The sequence below is a fragment of the Thauera chlorobenzoica genome (assembly GCF_001922305.1).
In the GTDB taxonomy this organism is placed as follows: Bacteria; Pseudomonadota; Gammaproteobacteria; order Burkholderiales; family Rhodocyclaceae; genus Thauera; species Thauera chlorobenzoica.
Genome location: NZ_CP018839.1, coordinates 1,175,797 through 1,195,920 on the forward strand (window position 1 = coordinate 1,175,797; position 20,124 = coordinate 1,195,920).

Here is a 20,124-nt window from a genome sequence, read left to right on the forward strand (position 1 = left end):
GTGCTCCGGCGGCAGGCGCGGGAGGCTCCGTGCGGCGTCGGCGCCGGCGTCAGGTGCCGCGTGCGGCGGCGAGCCGGCTCCGGGCGAAGGCGGCCCCGGTCTTCAGCACTTCGCGCACGCCGTAACGCCGGCGCATGTTGCAGCCGTCGCACAGCGCGGGGATCGGCGCCATGCGCTCGCGCTCGGCGAGGACGGTGTCGATGCTGTGCGTCGCCACGTTGCCGAGGACGTGGCGGTGGCCGATGTCGTTGTAGCAGTAGAGGTATTCCCCCGCGGAGGAAATGAACACATCGACGTTGCGCGCGATGCAGCGGAAGCGGTTGCTGCGCCACTGGCGGTAGAGGTCGCGGATGCTCGGGATGAAGTCGAACTCCTGCGAGCGCAGGCGATGGCGGCGGATCGTGGCGCGCAGCGTTTCCGTCCCGGCGGCCGGCGCTTCGGCGTGCAGGCCGCCGCCGCGGTTGTACAGCGTCGGCGACATCGTCAGCGTGGCGACGCCCTGGGCGCGCAGCCAGTCGATGGTGGCCGGCAGCGAGGGCAGGCATTCGGGCAGCGGGGTGAGGCTGATCGCGAGCCGGGTGTGGCGCAGCAGCTTCTGCGCGGCCTGGATGTTGGCCATCACGCGGGTGTGGTCGAGGTTGACGTGAACGCGGCGATAGACGGCGGGGTCGATGCTGGAAAAGGACACCATCAGCAGATCGATGGCGCCGTCGAGGTGGCGCAGCTTGTCGGCGTCGAGCAGATGGCCGTTGCTGACCAGGTCGAAGCGCACCGGGTGGCCACGGAGGTCGTCGACGAAGTCGAAGAAGTGCTTGTGCGTGGTCGCCTCGCCGTAGCCGGCGATGACGGTGCGGAACACCTGCTCCGGCGTCAGGCGCGCGAGCGTCTGCTGCCAGGTCTGCCGGCTCATCCGCTGCGGGTGCTCGATCAACTCGCGCGGGCACATCGGGCACAGCGCGTTGCACTTGCTCGTCCATTCGGCGTTGACGGCGATACGGTAGCGCGCATTCGCGGCCGGTTGCTGGAGGGGGGACGGTTTCATGACGCGGACACCAGGTGGGGAATGTGCTTGGGGCAGTTGGGCACGACCTGCTCGACGCTCACCTCCACCACCCGGGTGTGGCCCGGGAAGAGGGCGAGCATTTCGCCGGCGTCGACGATGCGGGCCTTGCCGTTGACGCGCAGGCGGGCGCCGTCGGTGAAGTCGATGAACAGGCAGCCGACATGGGGATTGGCGAGAAGGTTGCCGAGACTCATGAAGGCGCCGTTGCCGTCGAAATCGGCGAAGGCGAAGCGTTTGGCATCGAGGATGCGCACCACACCCGGCCCGCCGCCCTTGAACGAGCAGTCGCAGCGCCCGTCGGCGGCGCTGGTGGCGAGGAAGAAGAACGGCGCGCTTTCCAGGCGGGCGTGGAATTCGCCCGGGATGTGGTCCCACAGCAGGCGCATGCGGCGGGCCTCGTCCCACCAGGACGCGGTGTTCCAACGCTGCTGGGCAGCCTGCTCGCCGGGATGGAAGGGGGGCATGTTCATCGGCAGTGACGGGCTCCGGGGAGGTCGGACGTGGCGACAAGCGGTGTGTGCGGGGTCGGTCGCCGGGCGGTATTCATGACGGCGCAGTGTTCGCCGGCAACATTAAGTTCGCCTTAAGCGGTTCCACCGGCCTCCGTGGCAGGTGGGGCGCGGCCCGGAAAAGGGTGCGCGCGGGGCTGTGGGGCGCGCGCGGGTCTGTGGGCCGATGCGGGGCGGGCACCCCGGCCCGCAGCGCTTAAGCTCGGCTTAATCCTCGGCGCTCAGGATCGGCCCCGGTTCCCTCATCGAGATCGCTCATGGAATGGCCGCACGCCTATCCCGCACTGCCTCCGCTGCCGGCGCCGCTGGCGCACCACGGCGCCGCCCTGCCGCGCCGCCTGGCCCTGGTTCCGGTGCGCACCGACGCGCAGCGCAGCGCGGTCGAAGCCTTCATCCGCGCCCGTTTCGCCGCGCACTATGACGCCCGGGTGCGCCACTTCATGCCCTGCCTGTACGGGCTCGAGAGTGACGACGGCCGCCTGTACGGTGCGCTCGGCACGCGCGCCGCGGATGCCGAAGCGCTGTTCCTCGAGCGCTACCTCGAGCGGCCGGTCGAGCAGATCCTCCGCGATCGATGCGGCGTCGCCGCGGCCCGCAGCGACATCGTCGAAGTCGGCAACCTCGCCGCCCGCGGGGTGGGCGCAGCCCGGCTGCTGATCCTCGCCCTGAGCGGGATGCTGGCGGCGCAGGGTTTTCGCTGGGTGGTATTCACCGCGACGCCGGCGCTGCGCAACAGCTTCCAGCGCCTCGGCCTGGCGCTGCGGACGCTGGGTCCGGCCGATCCCGCCTGCATGGGCGAGGAGGCGCGGGAGTGGGGCAGCTACTACGAGCGCTGCCCGCAGGTGATGGCCGGCGAGATCGCGCAGGGGGCGGCGCACCCGCTACGCGCCGGCGCCGCCCTGGCGCCGGGCTGCCGGTTCCTGCCCTGCGGGGGGGAGGGGGCGCATGTCGCCGGGCGTTGACGCCCTGCGGCGGGCGATCGCCGCTTACGGTGAGCGCCCGGCGCTGCAGTGCGGCGCGCACACGCTGCGCTACGCCGGCGTCGACCAAGCCGTCGCCCAGCGCAGCGCCGAGCTCGCCGGGCTGGGCGCCGCACGGGTCGCCCTGAGCCTGGACAACGGCATCGACTGGGTGCTGTGGGAGCTGGCGCTGCTGTTCGGCGGGCGGATCTGCGTGCCCGTGCCGGGCTTCTTTTCTCCCGCCCAGCAGCGCCACGTCATCGACAGCGCCGCCATCGACACCTGGATCGGCCCGCCGCCGGCGTGGCTCGCCGACGCCGGCTTCGGCGAACGGCAGCCGGGGGTGTTCCAGCGCCGCCCGCCCGTGGCGGTGGAGGTGCCGCGCGGTACGGTCAAGATCACCTACACTTCCGGCACCACCGGCCAGCCCAAGGGCGTGTGCCTGGACGGCGAGGCGCAGCTCGCGGTGGCGCACAGCGTGAGCGGGCTCGCCCAGGCGTGCGGGGTGCAGCGCCATCTGTGCGTGTTGCCGCTGGCGACCCTGCTGGAGAACATCGCCGGCGTCTACGCGCCGCTCCTGGCCGGTGCCTGCGTGGTGCTTGCGCCCCTCGCCGAAATCGGCATCCACGGCGCCAGCGGGCTCGATCCGGCGCGCCTGCTCGGCAGTCTCGATGCGGTCCGCCCGCACAGTCTGATCCTGCTCCCCCAGCTGCTCCAGGTCCTGGTGGGTGCGGCCGAGCGCGGCCGGGCGCTGCCCGACAGCCTGCGCTTCATCGCCGTCGGCGGCGGCCGGGTGGCACCGCAGCTGTTGCGCCGCGCCGAGGCCCTGGGGTTGCCGGTGTTCGAGGGCTACGGCCTGTCCGAATGCGCTTCGGTGGTGTGCCTGAATACGCCCCAGGGGCGGCGTATCGGCTCCGTCGGCCGGCCCCTGGCGCATGTCCGGCTGCGTCTCGGCGAAGATGGCGAAATCCTGGTGCGCGGGGCGCGCATGCTCGGCTACCTGGGCGAAGCGCCAGGCGCCGGCGAGTGGCAGGCGACCGGTGATCTGGGCCACATCGAGGACGGTTTCCTGGTCGTCCACGGGCGCAAGAAGCACCAGTTCATCACCGCCTTCGGGCGCAACGTCAACCCGGAGTGGGTCGAGGCCGAGCTCGCCCAGCAGCCCGCGGTCACCCAGGCCTGGGTCCATGGCGAGGCCCTCGCGCAGAACGTCGCCGTCCTCGTGCCCCGCTCCGCCGACTGCACCGACGCCGAACTCGAGGCGGCCGTCCGTGCGGCCAATGCCGCCCTCCCCGACTACGCCCGCGCCCACCGCTGGCTGCGCGCCGCCGCTCCGTTCGGCGCCGCCAACGGGCTTGCCACCGCCAACGGCCGCCTGCGCCGCGATGCGCTGCTGCAACACTACCGGGCGGCGATCGCCGCCCTCCTGTCCGTCCCCGCCGATGAGGTCCGTGCATGAACTTCTTTGACCAGCTGCAACGACAGACCGCCGCCGAGCGCGAATACCTGTTTGATGCGCCGATCATCCGCCAGGCGCTTGCCGGCACGGTCGGCCGCGACCGCTATGTCGCCTTCCTGACCGAGGCCTACCACCACGTCAAGCATACCGTGCCCCTGCTGATGGCCTGCGGCGCGCGCCTGCCCGAGCGCCTGGAGTGGCTGCGCGAAGCGGTCGCCGAATACATCGGCGAGGAGACCGGCCACCAGGAATGGATCCTCGCCGACATCGCCGCCTGCGGCGCCGATGCCGACGCCGTGCGCCACGGCCAGCCGGCGCTGGCCACCGAGCTGATGGTCGCCTACGTCTACGACCGCATCGCGCGCCACAACCCGGTGAGCTTCTTCGGCATGGTCAACGTCCTCGAAGGCACCAGCATCGCGCTCGCGACCCGGGCCGCGGGCACGCTGCAGCGCAGCCTGCAGCTGCCCGCCCAGGCATTCACCTACCTGAACTCCCACGGCAGCCTGGACCAGGAACACATCCGCTTCTTCGAGCGGCTGATGAACCGCCTCGACTGCGCCGACGACCAGGCCGCGGTGGTCCATACCGCGAAAGTGGTCTACCGCCTGTACGCGGACCTGTTCCGCACCCTGGCGCAGTCCGCCTGAGGAGGCCGTGATGCGACTTTCCGAATGTCGTGCCCTGCTCACCGGCGCGAGCGGAGGGATCGGCCAGGCGCTGGCCGAGCAGTTGTGCGCCGGTGGCGCCCGGGTGCTGCTGGCCGGGCGCGAGACCGAGGCTTTCGCCGCGCTCGAACAGCGCTACCCCGGCCAGGTCGATTGCGTCCGCGCCGATCTGTGCGAGCGCGCCGGGCGTGACGCGGTGCTGGCCGCCGCGCGCCGCTGCGATGGCCTGAACTGCCTGATCAATGCCGCGGGGATCAACCGCTTCGGCTTGCTCGAAAGCCAGGACGAAGAGGCGATCGCCCACCTGATCGGACTCAACGTCACCGCCACCGTGCAGCTCACCCAGCGTCTGCTGCCGGTGCTGCGCCAGGCGCCGCGTGCCGTGCTGGTCAACCTCGGCTCCACCTTCGGCTCGATCGGCTATCCGGGCTTCGCCGCCTATTGCGCGAGCAAGTTCGCCGTGCGCGGCTTCTCCGAAGCGCTGCGCCGCGAACTGGCCGACAGTCGGGTGAAGGTGCTCTACGTCGCTCCGCGCGCGACCCGCACGGCGATGAACGCCGCGCCCGTGGTGGCGATGAACACGCAGCTCGGGGTCGCGATGGACGATCCGGACGCGGTTGCCGCGCGCATCGTCGAGGCGATCCGCCGCGAGCGCGAAGAGCTCTATCTGGGCTGGCCGGAAAAATTCTTCGTCCGTCTCAACACCGTGCTGCCGCGCATCGTCGATCGCGCGCTGCGTCGCCAGCTGGCGGTGGTCAAGCAGTTTGCCCGCCCCGCCGGTGCGCACTCCCGTTCCACTCCGCCTCCGCGTTGAAGGAAAAACCGATGAAACCCCTCTACCGCCTGTTCCCGCTCCTGTTCGCCTGCGCCAGCCTGCCCGCCTTCGCCCTCGGCGAAGCCGGCCAGGCCAGGCTCCACCAGCTGCAGGAACGCTGGGCCGAAATTCACTACCAGCTGCCGGAAAAACAGCGCGAGACCGCCTTCGCCGCACTCGCCGGGGAGGCCGGGAAGGCGCTCGCCGATGAACCGCAGGCTGCCGAGCTGCACATCTGGCGCGGCATCATCCTCAGCACCTGGGCGGGAGCCAAGGGCGGGCTCGGTGCGCTCGATCTGGTCAAGCAGGCCAAAGCCGAGCTCGAGCAGGCGCTCGCGCTCGACCCCGCAGCGCTCGACGGCTCCGCCTACACCAGCCTGGGCAGCCTCTACTATCAGGTTCCGGGCTGGCCGCTGGGTTTCGGCGACGATGCGCAGGCCGAGCTCCTGCTGAAGAAGGCGCTCGCCCTCAACCCGGACGGGATCGACCCGAATTATTTCTACGGCGACTTCCTGCGCCGGCAGAAGCGCTACCCCGAAGCGCGCGCCGCCCTCGAAAAGGCGCTCGCCGCGCCCGATCGTCCCGACCGCGCCAGTGCCGATGCCGGCCGCCGCGCCGAAATCCGCCGCCTGCTCGCCGAAGTACAGGAAAAGATGGAATGAAGGGGGCGCTGCGGGGCTGGCGGGAAGGGTGGGGTGAGCGGGAGCGCTGGAGGCACGCGTCCCGCCCGTCCCGGCGCGAACGGGAATAAAGTGGCTGGATGCGGCAAGCGGACAGGAAGGAAGATGCGGATATTGCTGGTCGAAGATGACGCCGCCCTCGGGCAGGGGATTCGGGTGGCGCTCAAGCCCGAAGCCTACACCGTGGACTGGGTGCAGGACGGCGACAGCGCCCTCCACGCGCTGCGCCACGAGAGTTTCGATCTCGCCATTCTCGACCTCGGCCTGCCCCGCGTGGACGGGCTGGAAGTGCTGCGCCGCCTGCGCGCTGCGGCCAACCCGGTGCCGGTGCTGGTGCTGACCGCGCGCGACGCCACCGCCGACCGCATCGCCGGGCTGGATGCGGGGGCGGACGACTACCTGGTCAAGCCGTTCGATGTCGATGAGCTGAAGGCGCGCCTGCGTGCCCTGCTGCGGCGCAGCTTCAATCGCCCGCAGCCCGTGCTCGAATACCGCGGCATCCACCTCGACCCGGTCAACCAGCAGGTCAGCTACCGCGGCCAGGCGGTGGCGCTGCAGCGCAAGGAGTTCCTGCTGCTGCATGAACTGCTCGCCCAGCCCGGCCGCGTGCTGACCCGCGACCGCCTGCAGCAGGTGCTCTATGGCTGGGATGAAGAAGCGGAAAGCAACGCGCTCGAAGTGCACATCCACCATCTGCGCAGGAAGCTCTTCCCGGAGCTGATCCGTACCGTGCGCGGCGTCGGCTATCTGGTGGACAAGGCCTGATGCGCTCGATCCGCAGCCGTACCCTGCTGCTCGTGCTCGGCCTGCTCAGCCTGACGCTGACGTTGATTTCCTATAAGAGCTACCGCGATGCCCGCCATGAAGTCGAGGAAGTGTTCGACGCCGGCCTGGTGCAGACCGCGCGCCTGCTCGCCGGCATGGTCGGCGGCGAGTTGCCGGCGTCGATGCGGCAGGCGATGCAGGCGGCGCTGGACGAAGCGATGGCGCAGAACGGGGTGGCGGGCCAGGGCGATGTACCGGCTGGAGCGGTGGGGCACGAATACGAGAGCAAGCTCGGCTTCGTCATCTACGATGAGCACGGCCAGGCCCTGCTGCAGTCGGCGAGCGCGCCGGCCGCGGCGCTCGATGCGCTCGACGCGCTCGTGCAACGTCGGCCGCCGGCCGCGGCCGATGCCGCGACCGCGGACCGGGCTGCCGCCCCCCTTCCCGAAGCGCTCGCCGGCTACCACGAGGTGCGCGTGGACGGGCACCGCTGGCGGCTGTTCATGCTCCACGATGTACGCGACCGGCAGTGGGTGCTGGTCGGCGAGCGCGAGGACGTGCGCGGCGAACTGGCGGCCAAGATCGCGCTGCGCAGCCTGCTCCCGGACCTGATCGGCCTGCCGCTGCTCGCGGTGCTGGTGTGGCTGGCGGTGGGCTGGGGGCTGCGCCCGCTGGCGCGGATGGTGCGCCTGCTGAAGGCGCGCGACCCCGGCAACCTGTCGCCGCTGGTGCTCGCCCCTCTGCCGCAGGAGCTGGAGCCGGTGGTGGCGTCGCTGAACCGCCTGCTCGGCCAGCTCACCGCGCTGCTCGAACGCGAGAAGCGCTTCCTCGCCGATGCCGCGCACGAGCTGCGCACGCCGCTGGCGGTGCTGCGCATCCATGCCCAGAACGCGCTCCAGGCGCCCGACCCCGGCGATCGCGAGGAGGCCTTGAAGCAGCTGGTCGGCGGCGTCGAGCGCGCCACCCGGGTGGTGACCCAGCTGCTGACCCTCGCCCGCCTCGAACCCGGCGCGGCGAAGGCGGGGATGGCCCCGCTCGAGCTCGCCACCTTCGTCCGCGGTGCGCTCGCCGGGATCATCCCGCTGGCGCTCGAGCGCGGCCAGGAACTGAGCTTCGAGTGCGCCGAAGGCGGCGATTTCAGCGTCCCCGCCGACGCCCCGAGCCTCGAAATCCTGCTCCAGAACCTGGTCGCCAATGCGCTCCAGCACAGCCCGGAAGGGGGCCTGGTCCGGGTCGAGCTGCGCCCGTCCGACGGCGTCGTCGAGCTGAGCGTGCACGACAGCGGCCCCGGCGTGCCGCCGGCGCTGCGGGCCCAGGTGTTCGAGCGCTTCTTCCGCCACGGCCCGGGCCAGGGCGCGGGGCTGGGGCTGTCCATCGTCACCCGGATCGCCGAGCTCCATGGCGGCAGCATCGAACTGGGCGACAGCCCGCTGGGCGGTCTCGAGTTCACCGTCCGGCTGCCGCGATCCGCGAGATGACGGTGCCGTGTGCGCCGAACGGGGCTTGTCCGGGGGCGGAAACGGCTGTCTCGAAGGGCATCGACCGGTTAGACTCCCCGCTGACTTTTGCCCAGTCGGCACATCCCGGCCGGCCGGATCGCGCTCCGCTGCCAAGTCTCACGCACGATCATGCACAACGCGGTGTCCCATGGCCCTGCGTCGTTCGTCGCCGCACAGCGGGGTCCAGGCGGAAAGCCATCCTGTCGGCAAGAAGCCAGCGAAGAACGCCACATGGAGGAAGGCATGAGCGACGAAGCGCAAGCTGCACCTACGCTGCCACTCGCGGAAACCTTGACCGTCGAGTTCAAGAGCGACCGCAAGCGCCTGCCCGACGATGAGCTGGTCGAGTCGCTGGTGTGCATGGCCAATACCGACGGCGGTGAGCTGTGGCTGGGCGTGGAGGACGACGGTACGCCCACCGGCCTGCACCAGGCGCATCAGAACTTGTTCGGCTTGCCGGGGTTGGTTGCAGCGCGGACCTCGCCGTCGCTGGCCGTTCGCGTCGAACCGGTAGAGCTTGCCGGCGTACGCGTGGCGCGCATCACCGTCCCCAAATCCTCCGGCGAGGTGGCAACCACGGCGGGCGTGTACCTGCGCCGCCGCATCAAGCAGGACGGCACACCGGAATGCGTGGCGCTGCTGCCGCACGAACGCAGCAGCCGGGCAAGCCGGTTTGGTCTGGTGGATGTTTCGGCGCAAGCGGTGGCCGGCGCCACGTTGGCCGACTTCGACCCGCTGGAGCGCGAGCGTCTGCGCCAGACCGTGCGGCAATATGGCGGCGACCGCGTGCTGCTGGAACTGGATGACGAAGCCATGGACGGCGCGCTGGGCTTCACCACCCGCGACGAGGCCGGCCAGCGCGTGCCGACGCTGACCGGGCTGCTGCTCATCGGCCGCGAAACCGCCTTGCGTGACAAGGTACCCACGCATGAATTCGCCTTTCAGGTACTGGCGCGCGAGGCCGTGGCGTTCAACGAGTTCCGCCGCTTCCCACTGTTGAAGGCGCTGGATTGGCTGGAGACCAATTTCCGCCCCTACAACCCCGAACGCGAGATTCAGGTGGGGCTGTTCCGCGTCCCGGTGCCCAAGGTGGACATGGGGGCATTTCGCGAGGCCGTTGCCAATGCGCTGGTGCATCGTGATTACCACCGCCTGAGCGCGGTGCATGTGCGACTGGACGATGACGGCCTGACCATCAGCAACCCCGGCGGCCTGGTGGAGGGCGTGACCCTGGACAACCTGCTGATCACCGAGCCACGTCCGCGCAACCGCACGCTGGCCGATGCGATGAAGCGGGTCGGCATCGTCGAGCGTTCGGGCCGAGGTGTGGATACGATCTACCGTGGCATGCTGCGCTTTGGCCGCCCCGAGCCGGACTACAGCCGCACCGACAGCAACAGCGTCGTCCTGCAACTGGACACGGCGTCGGCGGACGAAGTTTTTCTAAAACTGGTGGTGGAACAGGAAGGCCGCCAGGGCGGCGCGCCGCTGCCGATCGACAGCCTGATCGCGCTGGCCGCCTTGCGCGAGCACAAGCGGTTGAGTGCCGAAGGGCTGGCATCCCACATCCAGCGTGACGCGGTGCGCGCCAGGCGCACGCTGGAGCGTTTGGTCGAGGCGGGTCTGGTAGAGGCGCATGGGAATGTGCGTAGCCGCAGCTATACCTTGTCGGCGGATATGTATCGGGCCAAGGGTGAACAGGTGGCGTACACGCGGCAAGCGGGTTTCAGCAGCCTGCAGCATGAGCAACTGGTACTGGGCCATGTTCGGCATCACGGACGCATCCAGCGCAGCGAGGCCATGGAGTTGTGCCGCTTGAGCGGGGATCAGGCGCAGAAATTGTTGAAGCGGCTGACGGCGGATGGCCGACTGGTGAAGCAGGGAGAGAAGCGGTGGACGTTCTACACGCTTGGCGATAGCGAGTGTGCGTAATCGTTACCCGCACTATCCGCCACTATCCGCCGCTATCCGCCGCTATCCGCCGCTATCCGCCGCTATCCGCCGCCCCGTCCCGTTTGTATCTCTTGCCGGGCATGGCGGATGTGAACAAGGAGCTGCGATGCGCACCGATTGCGCGTTTGCCGGGCGGCGGTGGCTTGCTTCCATCGGATAAAAGTGAGTAAATACTTACTCCCTGAGTCCAGATGGTCGAATCCTCCTATGAGCTCCCGACACCTTCCCGCCGACGAGCGCCGCGCCGTCACTGTCGAAACCGTGGTGGCGCTGGCCGGAGAGCAGAATCCGAGCGAGATCACCACCGCCACCATCGCCGAGCGCATGCAGCTCAGCCACGGTGCGCTGTTCCGCCACTTCCCGACCAAGGAGGCGCTGTGGGGCGCGGTGATGGAATGGGTCGCCGAGCGTCTGATGGCGCGCATCGAGCGTGCGGTGCAGGCCGAAGCCAGCCCGCTCGCGGCGCTCGAGGCGATGTTCATGACCCACATCGATTTCATCGCCGATCACCCCGGGGTGCCGCGGATGATGTTCGGCGAGCTGCAGCGCGCCGAGCTCACCGCGCCCAAGCGCATGGCGCAAACCCTGCTGCGGCGCTACGGCGAGCGCGTGCGGGCCTTGCTCGAAGCCGGCCGGGCGGCAGGCGAGATCGACCCTGCGCTCGACATCGCCGCCGCGGCCACCTTGTTCGTCGGCACCGTCCAGGGGCTGGTGGTGCAGTCCCTGCTCGCCGGCGACGTCGGCCGCCTCCGCGGTGAGGCGCCGGCGGTGCTCCGCATCTACCTGCGCGGCATCCGGAGGCAGGCATGAAGCGATGGCTTTCCGCCAACGGCCGCCGCCTGGCGCTGGCCGCGGTGGTGCTGCTCCTGGCCGGCCTGCTGATCTTCGTCGCCCTGCGCGCGGGGCCGCTGGCGCGCGTGCAGGTGACGGTGGCGACGGTCGAGGCGCAGGCGCTGACGCCGGCGCTGTACGGCATCGGCACCGTGGAGGCGCGCTACAGCCACCGCATCGGTCCGACCTTCGCCGGGCGGGTGCTGAACGTGGCGGTGCAGCCGGGCGAGCGGGTCCATGCTGGGCAGGTGGTGGGCGAGATGGACCCGGTCGATCTCGACGAGCGCCTCGCGGCGCAGGAGGCGGCGCGCCGGCGCGCCGAGGCGAACGTGCTGAGCGCCGAGGCGCAGATCCGCGAGGCCGGTGCGCGCCAGCGTTTCGCCGCGGCGCAGGCGCAGCGCTACGCGCGCCTGCTCGAAACCCACAGCGTCAGCGCCGAGGCCGCGGCCGCGAAGCAGCAGGACGCCCAGGCCACCGCCGCCGCGCTGCAGGCGGCGCGCGCCGGTCTGGAAGCGGCGCGTCAGGAGTTCATCCGCCTGCGTGCGGAGCATGACGCGCTGCGCCTGCAGCGCGCCAACCTGCGCCTGATCGCGCCGGTCGATGGCCTGGTCACGCGCCGCGACGCCGACCCCGGCACCACTGTGGTCGCCGGCCAGGCGGTGGTCGAGATCGTCGAGCCGGCGAGCGTGTGGATCCATGCGCGCTTCGATCAGCAGCGTGCGAGCGGGCTGCAGGCCGCGCTGCCGGCGCAGATCGTGCTCCGCTCGGCGGCCGGCAGCGCGCTCGCCGGGCGGGTGGCGCGCATCGAGCCGCTGGCCGATGCGGTCACCGAGGAAGTGCTGGCGAAGATCGACTTCGCCGCCCTCCCCGCCCCCCTGCCGCCGCTCGGCGAGCTGGCCGAAGTCACCGTCGAGCTGCCGGCCCTGCCGGCGCGGCCGGTGCTGGCCAGCGCCAGCGTGCACCGCCTCGGCGGCCGCCTCGGCGCCTGGGTGGTGGAAGACGACGGCGCGCTGCGCTTTGCGCCGCTGCGCCTGGGCACGGCCGACCTCGACGGCCGCGTGCAGGTGCTCGAGGGCCTGCACGGCGGCGAGCGCGTGGTGGTCTACAGCCAGAAGGCGCTCGCCGCCGGCAGCCGCATCGAGGTCGTCGACCGCCTGGTCGGCGCGGCGCCATGATCAGCCTGGCCGGGCGCGACATCCTCCACGCCTGGGGCAAGTTCGTGTTCACCGGGCTCGGCCTCGGGCTGCTGATCGGGGTCACCCTGACCATGGCCGGGGTCTATCGCGGCATGGTGGACGACGCCAAGGTGCTGCTCGACAACAGCGGCGCCGACCTGTGGGTGGTGCAGCAGGACACCCTGGGGCCGTACGCGGAGTCGTCCAGCGTGTACGACGACACCTGGCGCAGTATCGCCGGTATCGAAGGGGTGGCGCGCGCGGCCAACGTCACCTACCTGACCATGCAGGTGCGCCAGGCCGGCGCGGTGGCGCGCGATGTGCGCGCGATGGTGGTCGGCGTCACGCCCGACGGCCCCGGCCATCCCGGGCAGCCGGTGCATCTGCTCGCCGGCCGCCACCTGAGCCGCGGCCACTACGAGGCAGTGGCCGACATCGCCACCGGCTTCGCCCTCGGCGAGCGCATCCGCATCCGCCGCAACGACTACACCGTGGTCGGGCTGACCCGGCGGATGGTGTCCTCGGGTGGCGACCCGATGGTCTTCATTCCGCTGAAGGACGCGCAGGAGGCGCAGTTCCTCAAGGACAGCGACGCCATCGTCCGCCAGCGCGCACGCACCGCGCAGAATCCGGCGTTGAACCGCCCCGGCCAGCCCGGTGTGCTCGATGCGGTGCTCGCCACGCAGAGCACCAACCCCTATGTGAACGCGGTGCTGGTGCAACTCGCCCCCGGCTACGACGCCGAGCAGGTGGCCGAGCCGATCCGGCGCTGGCTGCGGCTCACCGCCTACACCCGGGCACAGATGGAGGAAATCCTGGTGTCCCGGCTGATCGCCACCTCGGCGCGCCAGATCGCGATGTTCCTGGTCATCCTCGCCGTGGTCAGCGCGGCGATCGTCGCCTTCATCATCTACACCCTGACCCTGGGCAAGATCCGCGAGATCGCGGTGCTCAAGCTGATCGGCACGCGCAACCGCACGATCGCGGCGATGATCCTGCAGCAGGCGGTCGGCCTCGGCCTGATCGGTTTCGCCGTGGGCAAGGTGGCGGCGACCTTCTGGGCGCCGATCTTCCCCAAATACGTGCTGCTCGAGACCGGCGACGCGGTGCGCGGCCTGCTCGCGGTGGTGGCGATCTGCGTGCTCGCCAGCGTGCTCGCGATCCGCGCCGCGCTGAAGGTCGATCCGGCGGAGGCGATCGGTGGCTGAATTGAAACAACCCCCACGCTCACTGCGTTCGCGGAGGGTCGGCTTTACACAGCCGACCCGTTCGGCAGGCACGGCGCGGTACGCCGCGAAATCCCTGCCTCACCCCCCCGAGGGGGCGTCAGTGCGCTTGAGGCGGCTCGGCGCATACTGCGAAGGCATCCGCATCGAAGGCCTGCGCAAGCGCTACGGCAGCGGCGGGGAAGACGCCTTCTCCAGCAGCGCCAGTCCTTCCGCTTCGCGCCCCCGGCCGCGCTGGGCACGCATGACAAAACGGGTTTCCGTATCGAATTCAGCCAGCATCAGGGTGGCCATCTCATCGACCAGTCGATTGACGCTCATGCCCCTCGCCTGGGCGAGCGCCTTGAGCCGCCGATACTTGTCGTCAGGCAGGCGCACAGTCAGTGCCGTCATGATTGCAGTTCCTCCACAAAGGTCTCGGGTGAACAGATACGCAAGTGCGGGAAATTCAGCTCCATCTGGCGAAAGTCCTTCAGATTGCGCGTTACGATCATGTCCGCGCTGCCAGCGACAGCCAATTCAACGAGGTGATTATCGCCCTCGTCACGCAGATTGGGTCGCCAGGCGTAATAGATCCGTACCCACTCGCATCGGGCCAGGAAGATATCCAGGAGCGCCTTGCGCTCGGCGATGTTCAGGCGACTGCGCTCGAACAATTGAAAAAGGGGGCAGGTTCAAAAAATGGGTGCACTGAGTTCGCTGCTTTCGTTGCTCTCCGCCCCCAAGGGGTTTCGCTCCGCCTGGCGCGGGGCATGCTGACATGGAAGGCATCCGCATCGAAGGCCTGCGCAAGCGCTACGGCAGCGGCGACACCGCGGTCGACGCGCTCAAGGGCGTGGACATGGCGGTGGCGCCCGGCGAAGTGGTCGGCCTGATCGGCCCTTCCGGCTCGGGCAAGAGCACGCTGCTCAAATGCCTGGGGGCGGTGATCGAACCCAGCGCCGGGCGCATGACCCTGGGCGGGGAGGCGATCTACGACGAGGGCTGGAAGATCCGCGACCTGCGCGCGCTGCGCCGCGACCGGATCGGCTTCGTGTTCCAGGCGCCCTACCTGATCCCGTTCCTCGACGTCACCGACAACGTCGCCCTGCTGCCGATGCTCGCCGGGCGGCCGAACGCGGAGGCGAGAAAGCGCGCCCGCGAACTGCTCGAAGCGCTCGACGTCGGCCACCGCGCGCGGGCGATGCCTTCCCAGCTCTCCGGCGGCGAACAGCAGCGGGTGGCGATCGCGCGCGCCCTGGTCAGCCGCCCGCCGGTGATCCTCGCCGACGAACCGACCGCGCCGCTCGACAGCGAACGGGCGCTGGGCGTCATCCGCATCCTCGACCGCATGGCGCAGGAGTACGACACCGCGATCATCGTCGTCACCCACGACGAGAAGATCATTCCCACCTTCCGCCGCCTCTACCACATCCGCGACGGCCGCACCTACGAGGAGGCCGGTGAGGGGCGGGCGCTGGGCTGAAGCGGGTCGGGCTCAGTCCTGCCATACGCCCAGTTCGACGAGCTGCCGCGTCGCTGCCTCGGCCCAGCCGCGGTTGGCCGCGGGGCTGGCCGGGCTCGGATGCAGGATGCGGCCGAAGCGCAGGCCGGGCAGGTCGGCGAGCGCCTCGGTGGCGCGCTTTTCCGCCCAGTTGCCGATGCCGATCACCCATTCCGGCCGGAGGGTGGCGACCAGGGTGCGCAGGTGGGCGTCGCAGGCCGCCAGCAGCGGGCGCTGTTCGGCGGTGGCGAGCTTGTCGGGAGTGAGGTTGCGGCCGCCCTCGAAGAACGCGAGGGGGCAGTAGTTGGCGACGAAGTGTGCGGCGAAGAAGGCTTCCGGGGTGCCGAAGCGGGTGCGGAACAGGCCCCACAGGCGCTGGCCGCTGACTTCCGAGCGGGGGCACGCGAAGCCTTCCACCGGGCGCTTGGGGTTGGGCTGCGCGGGCTGGCCGACAGCCCCTTCCAGGCCCAGCCAGTCGCGCGCGCTGGCGATCTCGCCGAACGGCACGCCGATCTGCGCCATGCCGAAGGGGCCGGGGTTCATGCCGACGAAGATGACGCGCTTGCGCCCTTCGCCGAAGCGCTCGAGATAGCGGTGGTGGATCGCCCAGGCGTAGTCGAGCGGGTTGTAGACGTGGGTCACCGGAGCGCCGAAGCGCATCGCGTCGACGGCTGCGGACAGGGTGCGGGCGGCGGTGATGAGGGTGGGAGCGGTCATGGTCGGCGCAGGTTCGGGGACGGGCATCGGCGAATGGGAGGGGGCGGGCATCGGCGAATGGAAGGGGGCGGGCATCGGCGAATGGAAGGGCGCGCGGGGACGTGCAGGTGCGCAAAAGGAGGGCGGCCGGCGGGCGCTCAGGCTCCGGTGGCGGCGGGGGTGGCGGCGCGGTCACCGTTCCACGGCGCCACTTTGAGCAGCAGTACCATGCCGGGCACGGCGAGGAGGAAGCACAGCCAGAAGAAGTGGGTCCACCCCAGCGCTTCGACCAGCCAGCCGGCGGTGGCGTTGATGAAGGTGCGCGGCACCGCCATCAGGCTGGTAAACAGCGCGAGCTGGGTCGCGGTGTACGCCGGGTGGGTGGCGCGCGCCATGAAGGCGACGAAGGCGGTGGTCCCTAGCCCGGCGCCGACCGCTTCGCCGGCGATCACGGTGGCGAGCACCACCAGCCGCGCCGGGGTGGAGTCGCCCGGACCCAGCCAGGCCATCCACACGAAGCCGAGGATGGTGACGAACTGGACCACGCCGAAGATCCACAGCGCGCGGTTGATGCCGAGCTTGAGCATCCAGATGCCGCCGAGGATGCCGCCGATCACCATCGGCCACAGCCCGGCGTTCTTGGCGATGACGCCGATTTCGGTCTTGCTGTAGCCCATGTCGAGGTAGAAGGGGGTGGCGAGCGCGGTGCACAGCGAGTCGCCGAGCTTGTAGAAGAACAGGAAGGCGAGCACGAGCAAGGCCGAGCGCACGCCGTGGCGGCCGAAGAATTCGCGGAAGGGTTCGACCACCGCGTCGCGCAGGGTGCGCGGGGTGCCGGCGGCGGCGCGCGGCTCCTTCACCAGCAGGGTCATCGCCAGGCCGGGGAGCATGAAGGCGGCGGTGACCAGGAACACCTGCGTCCACGGCAGGTGGTCGGCGAGGATCAGCGACAGTGAGCCCGGCACCAGCCCGGCGATGCGGTAGGCGTTGACGTGGATCGCGTTGCCGAGGCCGAGCTCATCGTCGGGCAGGATCTCGCGGCGGAAGGCGTCGAGCGCGATGTCCTGGGTGGCCGACAGCAGCGCGATCGCCGCGGTGAGGCCGATCACCAGCGTCAGCTGCTCCACCGGCGACACCTGGCCGAGCCAGGCGATCGCGGCGAGCAGGCCGAGCTGGGAGACGAACATCCAGCTGCGCCGCCGCCCGAGCCAGGGCAGGATGCCGTAGCGGTCGAGCAGCGGCGCCCACAGGAACTTCCAGGTGTAGGGAAACTGGATCAGGGCGAAGGCGCCGATCGCCTTCAGCGACAGGCCCTCGGTCTTCAGCCACGCCGGCACCAGGTTGAGCAGCAGGTAGAGCGGCAGGCCGGAGGCGAAGCCGGTGAAGATGCACACCAGCATCCGGCGGTTGAGCAGGGCGGCAAGCCAGGCGGGGGCCCGGGAGGGCGATGCCGGAGAGGGCGATGCGGGGGAGGGCAAGGTGCGATTGATCTGTAGCAATGCGGGGCGGGCCATTATCGCAGATCATCGCCTTCCGGCCGCTTGATACAATCCGATACCAAGCTTGCGTCTGGCGCCATCTGCGCCAACAATGCGCGCAAGCGGAAATTCCCCGCTTCGAGGAGGTAGCTTTAGATGCCCTATTCAGTGACCGTGGTCTTCGGTGGTGAGCGCGAATATCGGTTCACGCCGCAGGATGCGGAAGTGGCGGCGATGACCAAGGATCAGGCCCGGGTCTGGCTGACGCAGGAGTTCGAAGATCTCGGGTGCACGCCGACCAACCCGATGGGCAAAGTGCTGATGCTCGACATGATCCTCAGCGTCGCCAAGAACGGCGGCGAGTCGCGCTTCGAGCAGCGCAGCGAATGGGCGAAAAAGTATGCCGTCGTGGCTGCCGCGGCGCTCGAACGGCCGCTCGTGCGCGTCGATGTCTCGTCCTTCGTGGTCGGCTGAAGGCGCCGTCCGCCGGTTTCCGGGCGCGCGCCCAGTTGCCGCCCTCGTTGGTCCACGCGCTTCAGCCCTGGCGGGCGGCGGTTTTCCGCCGCCCGCTTGCTTTCAGGCGCCGCGTCCGAGCCGGTAAACCGCCACGCTGGCGAGGAAGTTGGGTTCGTCGAGGACCAGCTTGCCCTCGTCGAAGGCCAGGCGCTCGCGCACCTCGATGGCGTTCAGCTCGCACAGGGCGTCGAAGTCGGCGATGGTGAAGAAGCGCACGTTGGGCGTGTTGTACCACTGGTGCGGCAGGCTCTCGGAGACCGGCATGCGGCCGTTGATGATGCTCTGGCGGTGGCGCCAGTAGCCGAAGTTGGGAAAGCTCACCACCGCTTCGCGGCCCACCCGCAGCATCTCGGCGAGGATGCCCTGGGTATTGTGCATGGCCTGCAGCGACAGACTCATGATCACATGGTCGAAGAAGCCGTCCTCCAGCCCCACCAGGCCTTTTTCCAGGTCCATCTGGATCACGTTGACGCCGTTCCGCACGCTCGCCAGGAGCTTGTCGGGGTCGTTTTCCACCCCATAGCCCTGGACCTGGCGCACGTCCATCAGGTGGCGCAGCAGCGCGCCGTCGCCGCAGCCCAGGTCGAGCACCTTCTCGCCGGGCTCGATCCATTGCGTGATCACTTCGTAGTCGTAGCGGTAGGAGGTCATATCAGTATGCGCCGAGCCGTCTCAAGCGTACTGACGCCCCCCTGGGGGGCAGCGAACGCAGTGAGCGTGGGGGTTGTATCAATTTAGACCTCGATGCGGTCGAACCAGGCCGACAGCAGCGCGTGGTAGTGCGGCTCGTCGAGCAGGAAGGAGTCGTGGCCGGCCGGGCAGTCGACTTCGGCGTAGCTGACGTTGCGCCGGTTGTGCAGCAGCGCATAGACGATCTCGCGCGAGCGCTCGGGCGAGAAGCGCCAGTCGGTGGTGAACGACACCACCAGGAAGTCCGCGCTCGCGCGTGCCAGCGCCGCAGACAGGTTGCCGGCATAGTCGAAGGCGGGGTCGAAGTAGTCGAGCGCCTTGGTCGTCAGCAAATAGGTGTTGGCGTCGAAGTAGCCGGCGAACTTGTCGCCCTGGTAGCGCAGGTAGGACTCGATCTCGAACTCGACGTCGTAGCTGTAGGTGTTGCGGCCGTGGCGCAGGCTGCGGCCGAATTTCTCCGCCATCGAGTCGTCGGACAGGTAGGTGATGTGGCCGACCATGCGTGCCAGCTTCAGTCCGCGCGCGGGGACCATGCCGTGCTCGTAGTAGTGGCCGCCGTGGAAGTCGGGGTCGCTGAGGATGGCCTGGCGGGCGACTTCGTTGAAGGCGATGTTCTGCGCGGTGAGCTTGGGTGCGGCGGCGATCACCGCGACCTTGCGCACGCGCTCGGGAAACTGCAGCGCCCACGACAGCGCCTGCATGCCGCCGAGGCTGCCGCCGACGATCGCGGCGAAACGCTCGATGCCGAGCTGGTCGGCGAGGCGCGCCTGCGATTCGACCCAGTCTTCGACGGTGACGAAGGGAAAGTCCGCCCCCCACGGCTTGCCGCTGGCCGGGTTCGGCTGGTTGGGGCCGGATGAGCCGTAGCAGCCGCCGAGGTTGTTCACGCCGATGACGAAGAACTTGCGCGTGTCGAGCGGCTTGCCCGGGCCGACCAGGTTGTCCCACCAGCCGACGTTGTGCGGGGCGTCGGCATAGGTGCCGGCGACGTGGTGCGAGCCCGACAGGGCGTGGCACACCAGCACCGCGTTGTCGCGTGCGGCGTTGAGTGTGCCGTAGGTTTCATAGACGAGATGGTAGCGCTCGAGCGTGCCGCCGCTGCGCAGCGCCAGCGGCTGCGAAAACTCGGCCCGCTGCGGCGCGACCACGCCGACCGATCGGGGTTGGATCATTTTCGTCATGTGCAAAACAAAAAACCCAGTCGGCTGCAAACGCGGACTGGGTGCCCTCGCTTTAGCCGTATTTGTTGAGCGCCCGCAAGCTGGTGGTCAAATCGGCGCAAGGTGGCGGGAAGTTAGCGCCCGGTGCGGGAAAAGTCAAACGGCGCGGCATGTTAAGATTTTCCCCCGCACTTCATCGCATGCACCGACATGATCCAGGTTTTCATCAACGGCGAATCCGAAACCCTGCCGCCCGATCTCACCGTCTCCGCCCTGCTCGAAGCCCGCGGCCTTGCCGGCAAGCGCCTGGCGGTCGAGCGCAACGGTGAGATCGTGCCTAAGGCGCGCCACGGTGCAGTCACCCTCGCCGAGGGCGACCGGCTCGAAGTCGTCGTCGCCGTCGGTGGCGGCTGAGTCCGGCGCGGCCGCCGCCGGCGGCCTGAAGAGGGCGCTTTCCCGGCAGCTTTTGATCCGCCGCCCGGACCGTTTTCAAATTCATC

Annotated in this window: 22 protein-coding genes; 14 read left to right on the forward strand and 8 right to left on the reverse strand. The window is 69.7% G+C overall.

Going from position 1 to position 20,124, the window contains the following annotated elements:
• Window positions 1-49: 49 nt before the first annotated feature.
• Together Tchl_RS05575 and Tchl_RS05580 are read right to left on the reverse strand one after the other, a co-directional pair.
• Window positions 50-1,042, reverse strand: a complete 993-nt coding sequence (locus Tchl_RS05575) for a radical SAM protein (RefSeq protein WP_075147523.1) — start codon at window positions 1,040-1,042, stop codon at window positions 50-52.
• Complete coding sequence (locus Tchl_RS05580) at window positions 1,039-1,533, reverse strand: pyridoxamine 5'-phosphate oxidase family protein (RefSeq protein WP_103893764.1); 495 nt, start codon at window positions 1,531-1,533, stop codon at window positions 1,039-1,041. Before Tchl_RS05580 ends, Tchl_RS05575 begins: the two co-directional genes overlap by 4 nt.
• A gap of 296 nt (window positions 1,534-1,829) precedes the next feature.
• On the opposite strand from Tchl_RS05580, the gene Tchl_RS05585 reads away from it, so the two are divergent.
• From Tchl_RS05585 to Tchl_RS05635, 11 genes are all read left to right on the forward strand, one after another.
• Complete coding sequence (locus tag Tchl_RS05585) at window positions 1,830-2,534, forward strand: thermostable hemolysin (RefSeq protein WP_075147525.1); 705 nt, start codon at window positions 1,830-1,832, stop codon at window positions 2,532-2,534.
• Window positions 2,518-3,990, forward strand: coding sequence for an AMP-binding protein (locus tag Tchl_RS05590; protein WP_075147526.1), 1,473 nt, complete (start codon window positions 2,518-2,520; stop codon window positions 3,988-3,990). The genes Tchl_RS05585 and Tchl_RS05590 overlap by 17 nt, the downstream gene beginning before the upstream one ends.
• Window positions 3,987-4,640, forward strand: a complete 654-nt coding sequence (locus tag Tchl_RS05595) for a TenA family transcriptional regulator (protein WP_075147527.1) — start codon at window positions 3,987-3,989, stop codon at window positions 4,638-4,640. Before Tchl_RS05590 ends, Tchl_RS05595 begins: the two co-directional genes overlap by 4 nt.
• Before the next feature lie 10 nt (window positions 4,641-4,650).
• Window positions 4,651-5,472, forward strand: coding sequence for an SDR family oxidoreductase (locus Tchl_RS05600; protein ID WP_075147528.1), 822 nt, complete (start codon window positions 4,651-4,653; stop codon window positions 5,470-5,472).
• Between the two features lie 11 nt (window positions 5,473-5,483).
• A complete protein-coding gene (locus Tchl_RS05605) occupies window positions 5,484-6,134 on the forward strand; it encodes a tetratricopeptide repeat protein (protein WP_075147529.1) in 651 nt (216 codons plus the stop codon).
• Between the two features lie 123 nt (window positions 6,135-6,257).
• On the forward strand, window positions 6,258-6,917 hold the full coding sequence (locus Tchl_RS05610) for a response regulator (protein WP_075147530.1): 660 nt from the start codon (window positions 6,258-6,260) through the stop codon (window positions 6,915-6,917).
• A complete protein-coding gene (locus Tchl_RS05615) occupies window positions 6,917-8,395 on the forward strand; it encodes an ATP-binding protein (RefSeq protein ID WP_075147531.1) in 1,479 nt (492 codons plus the stop codon). The genes Tchl_RS05610 and Tchl_RS05615 overlap by 1 nt, the downstream gene beginning before the upstream one ends.
• 264 nt (window positions 8,396-8,659) lie before the next feature.
• Window positions 8,660-10,348: an ATP-binding protein gene (locus Tchl_RS05620; protein WP_075147532.1), complete on the forward strand. Its 1,689-nt coding sequence runs from the start codon at window positions 8,660-8,662 to the stop codon at window positions 10,346-10,348.
• Window positions 10,349-10,576: 228 nt separating this feature from the next.
• Window positions 10,577-11,179 carry a TetR/AcrR family transcriptional regulator gene (locus tag Tchl_RS05625; protein ID WP_075147533.1) on the forward strand — a complete coding sequence of 201 codons (603 nt, stop codon included), beginning with the start codon at window positions 10,577-10,579 and terminating at the stop codon, window positions 11,177-11,179.
• Window positions 11,176-12,375 (forward strand): efflux RND transporter periplasmic adaptor subunit, encoded by a 1,200-nt coding sequence (locus tag Tchl_RS05630; RefSeq protein WP_075147534.1) that lies wholly within the window; start codon window positions 11,176-11,178, stop codon window positions 12,373-12,375. Before Tchl_RS05625 ends, Tchl_RS05630 begins: the two co-directional genes overlap by 4 nt.
• Window positions 12,372-13,583, forward strand: coding sequence for an ABC transporter permease (locus tag Tchl_RS05635; protein ID WP_075147535.1), 1,212 nt, complete (start codon window positions 12,372-12,374; stop codon window positions 13,581-13,583). The genes Tchl_RS05630 and Tchl_RS05635 overlap by 4 nt, the downstream gene beginning before the upstream one ends.
• A 183-nt stretch (window positions 13,584-13,766) precedes the next feature.
• On the opposite strand, the gene Tchl_RS05640 is transcribed toward Tchl_RS05635, so the two are convergent.
• Together Tchl_RS05640 and Tchl_RS05645 are read right to left on the reverse strand one after the other, a co-directional pair.
• A complete protein-coding gene (locus tag Tchl_RS05640) occupies window positions 13,767-13,994 on the reverse strand; it encodes a ribbon-helix-helix protein, CopG family (protein ID WP_075147536.1) in 228 nt (75 codons plus the stop codon).
• Window positions 13,991-14,257, reverse strand: coding sequence for a PIN domain-containing protein (locus tag Tchl_RS05645; protein WP_075147537.1), 267 nt, complete (start codon window positions 14,255-14,257; stop codon window positions 13,991-13,993). Before Tchl_RS05645 ends, Tchl_RS05640 begins: the two co-directional genes overlap by 4 nt.
• A gap of 104 nt (window positions 14,258-14,361) precedes the next feature.
• Here Tchl_RS05645 and Tchl_RS05650 point away from each other — a divergent pair, with 104 nt between their 5' ends.
• The gene (locus Tchl_RS05650; RefSeq protein WP_075147538.1) at window positions 14,362-15,066 is read left to right on the forward strand and encodes an ABC transporter ATP-binding protein; all 705 of its coding nucleotides are present in this window, start codon (window positions 14,362-14,364) and stop codon (window positions 15,064-15,066) included.
• A 12-nt stretch (window positions 15,067-15,078) separates the two neighbouring features.
• Here the strand turns inward: Tchl_RS05650 and Tchl_RS05655 are convergent, their stop codons facing one another.
• Together Tchl_RS05655 and Tchl_RS05660 are read right to left on the reverse strand one after the other, a co-directional pair.
• Window positions 15,079-15,801 carry a uracil-DNA glycosylase family protein gene (locus Tchl_RS05655; RefSeq protein ID WP_075147539.1) on the reverse strand — a complete coding sequence of 241 codons (723 nt, stop codon included), beginning with the start codon at window positions 15,799-15,801 and terminating at the stop codon, window positions 15,079-15,081.
• A gap of 137 nt (window positions 15,802-15,938) precedes the next feature.
• A complete protein-coding gene (locus tag Tchl_RS05660) occupies window positions 15,939-17,294 on the reverse strand; it encodes an AmpG family muropeptide MFS transporter (RefSeq protein ID WP_327359736.1) in 1,356 nt (451 codons plus the stop codon).
• 120 nt (window positions 17,295-17,414) lie between these two features.
• Here Tchl_RS05660 and Tchl_RS05665 point away from each other — a divergent pair, with 120 nt between their 5' ends.
• A complete protein-coding gene (locus tag Tchl_RS05665) occupies window positions 17,415-17,732 on the forward strand; it encodes a hypothetical protein (RefSeq protein WP_075147541.1) in 318 nt (105 codons plus the stop codon).
• 102 nt (window positions 17,733-17,834) lie between these two features.
• Here the strand turns inward: Tchl_RS05665 and metW are convergent, their stop codons facing one another.
• On the reverse strand, window positions 17,835-18,425 hold the full coding sequence (gene metW, locus Tchl_RS05670) for a methionine biosynthesis protein MetW (protein WP_075147542.1): 591 nt from the start codon (window positions 18,423-18,425) through the stop codon (window positions 17,835-17,837).
• A gap of 83 nt (window positions 18,426-18,508) precedes the next feature.
• Window positions 18,509-19,636 carry a homoserine O-succinyltransferase MetX gene (gene metX, locus Tchl_RS05675; protein WP_075147543.1) on the reverse strand — a complete coding sequence of 376 codons (1,128 nt, stop codon included), beginning with the start codon at window positions 19,634-19,636 and terminating at the stop codon, window positions 18,509-18,511.
• A gap of 198 nt (window positions 19,637-19,834) precedes the next feature.
• Between metX and thiS the strand changes: the two genes are divergently transcribed.
• Entirely contained in the window at window positions 19,835-20,038 is a 204-nt protein-coding gene (gene thiS / locus Tchl_RS05680; RefSeq protein ID WP_075147544.1) for a sulfur carrier protein ThiS, read from the forward strand.
• Window positions 20,039-20,124: the final 86 nt, after the last annotated feature.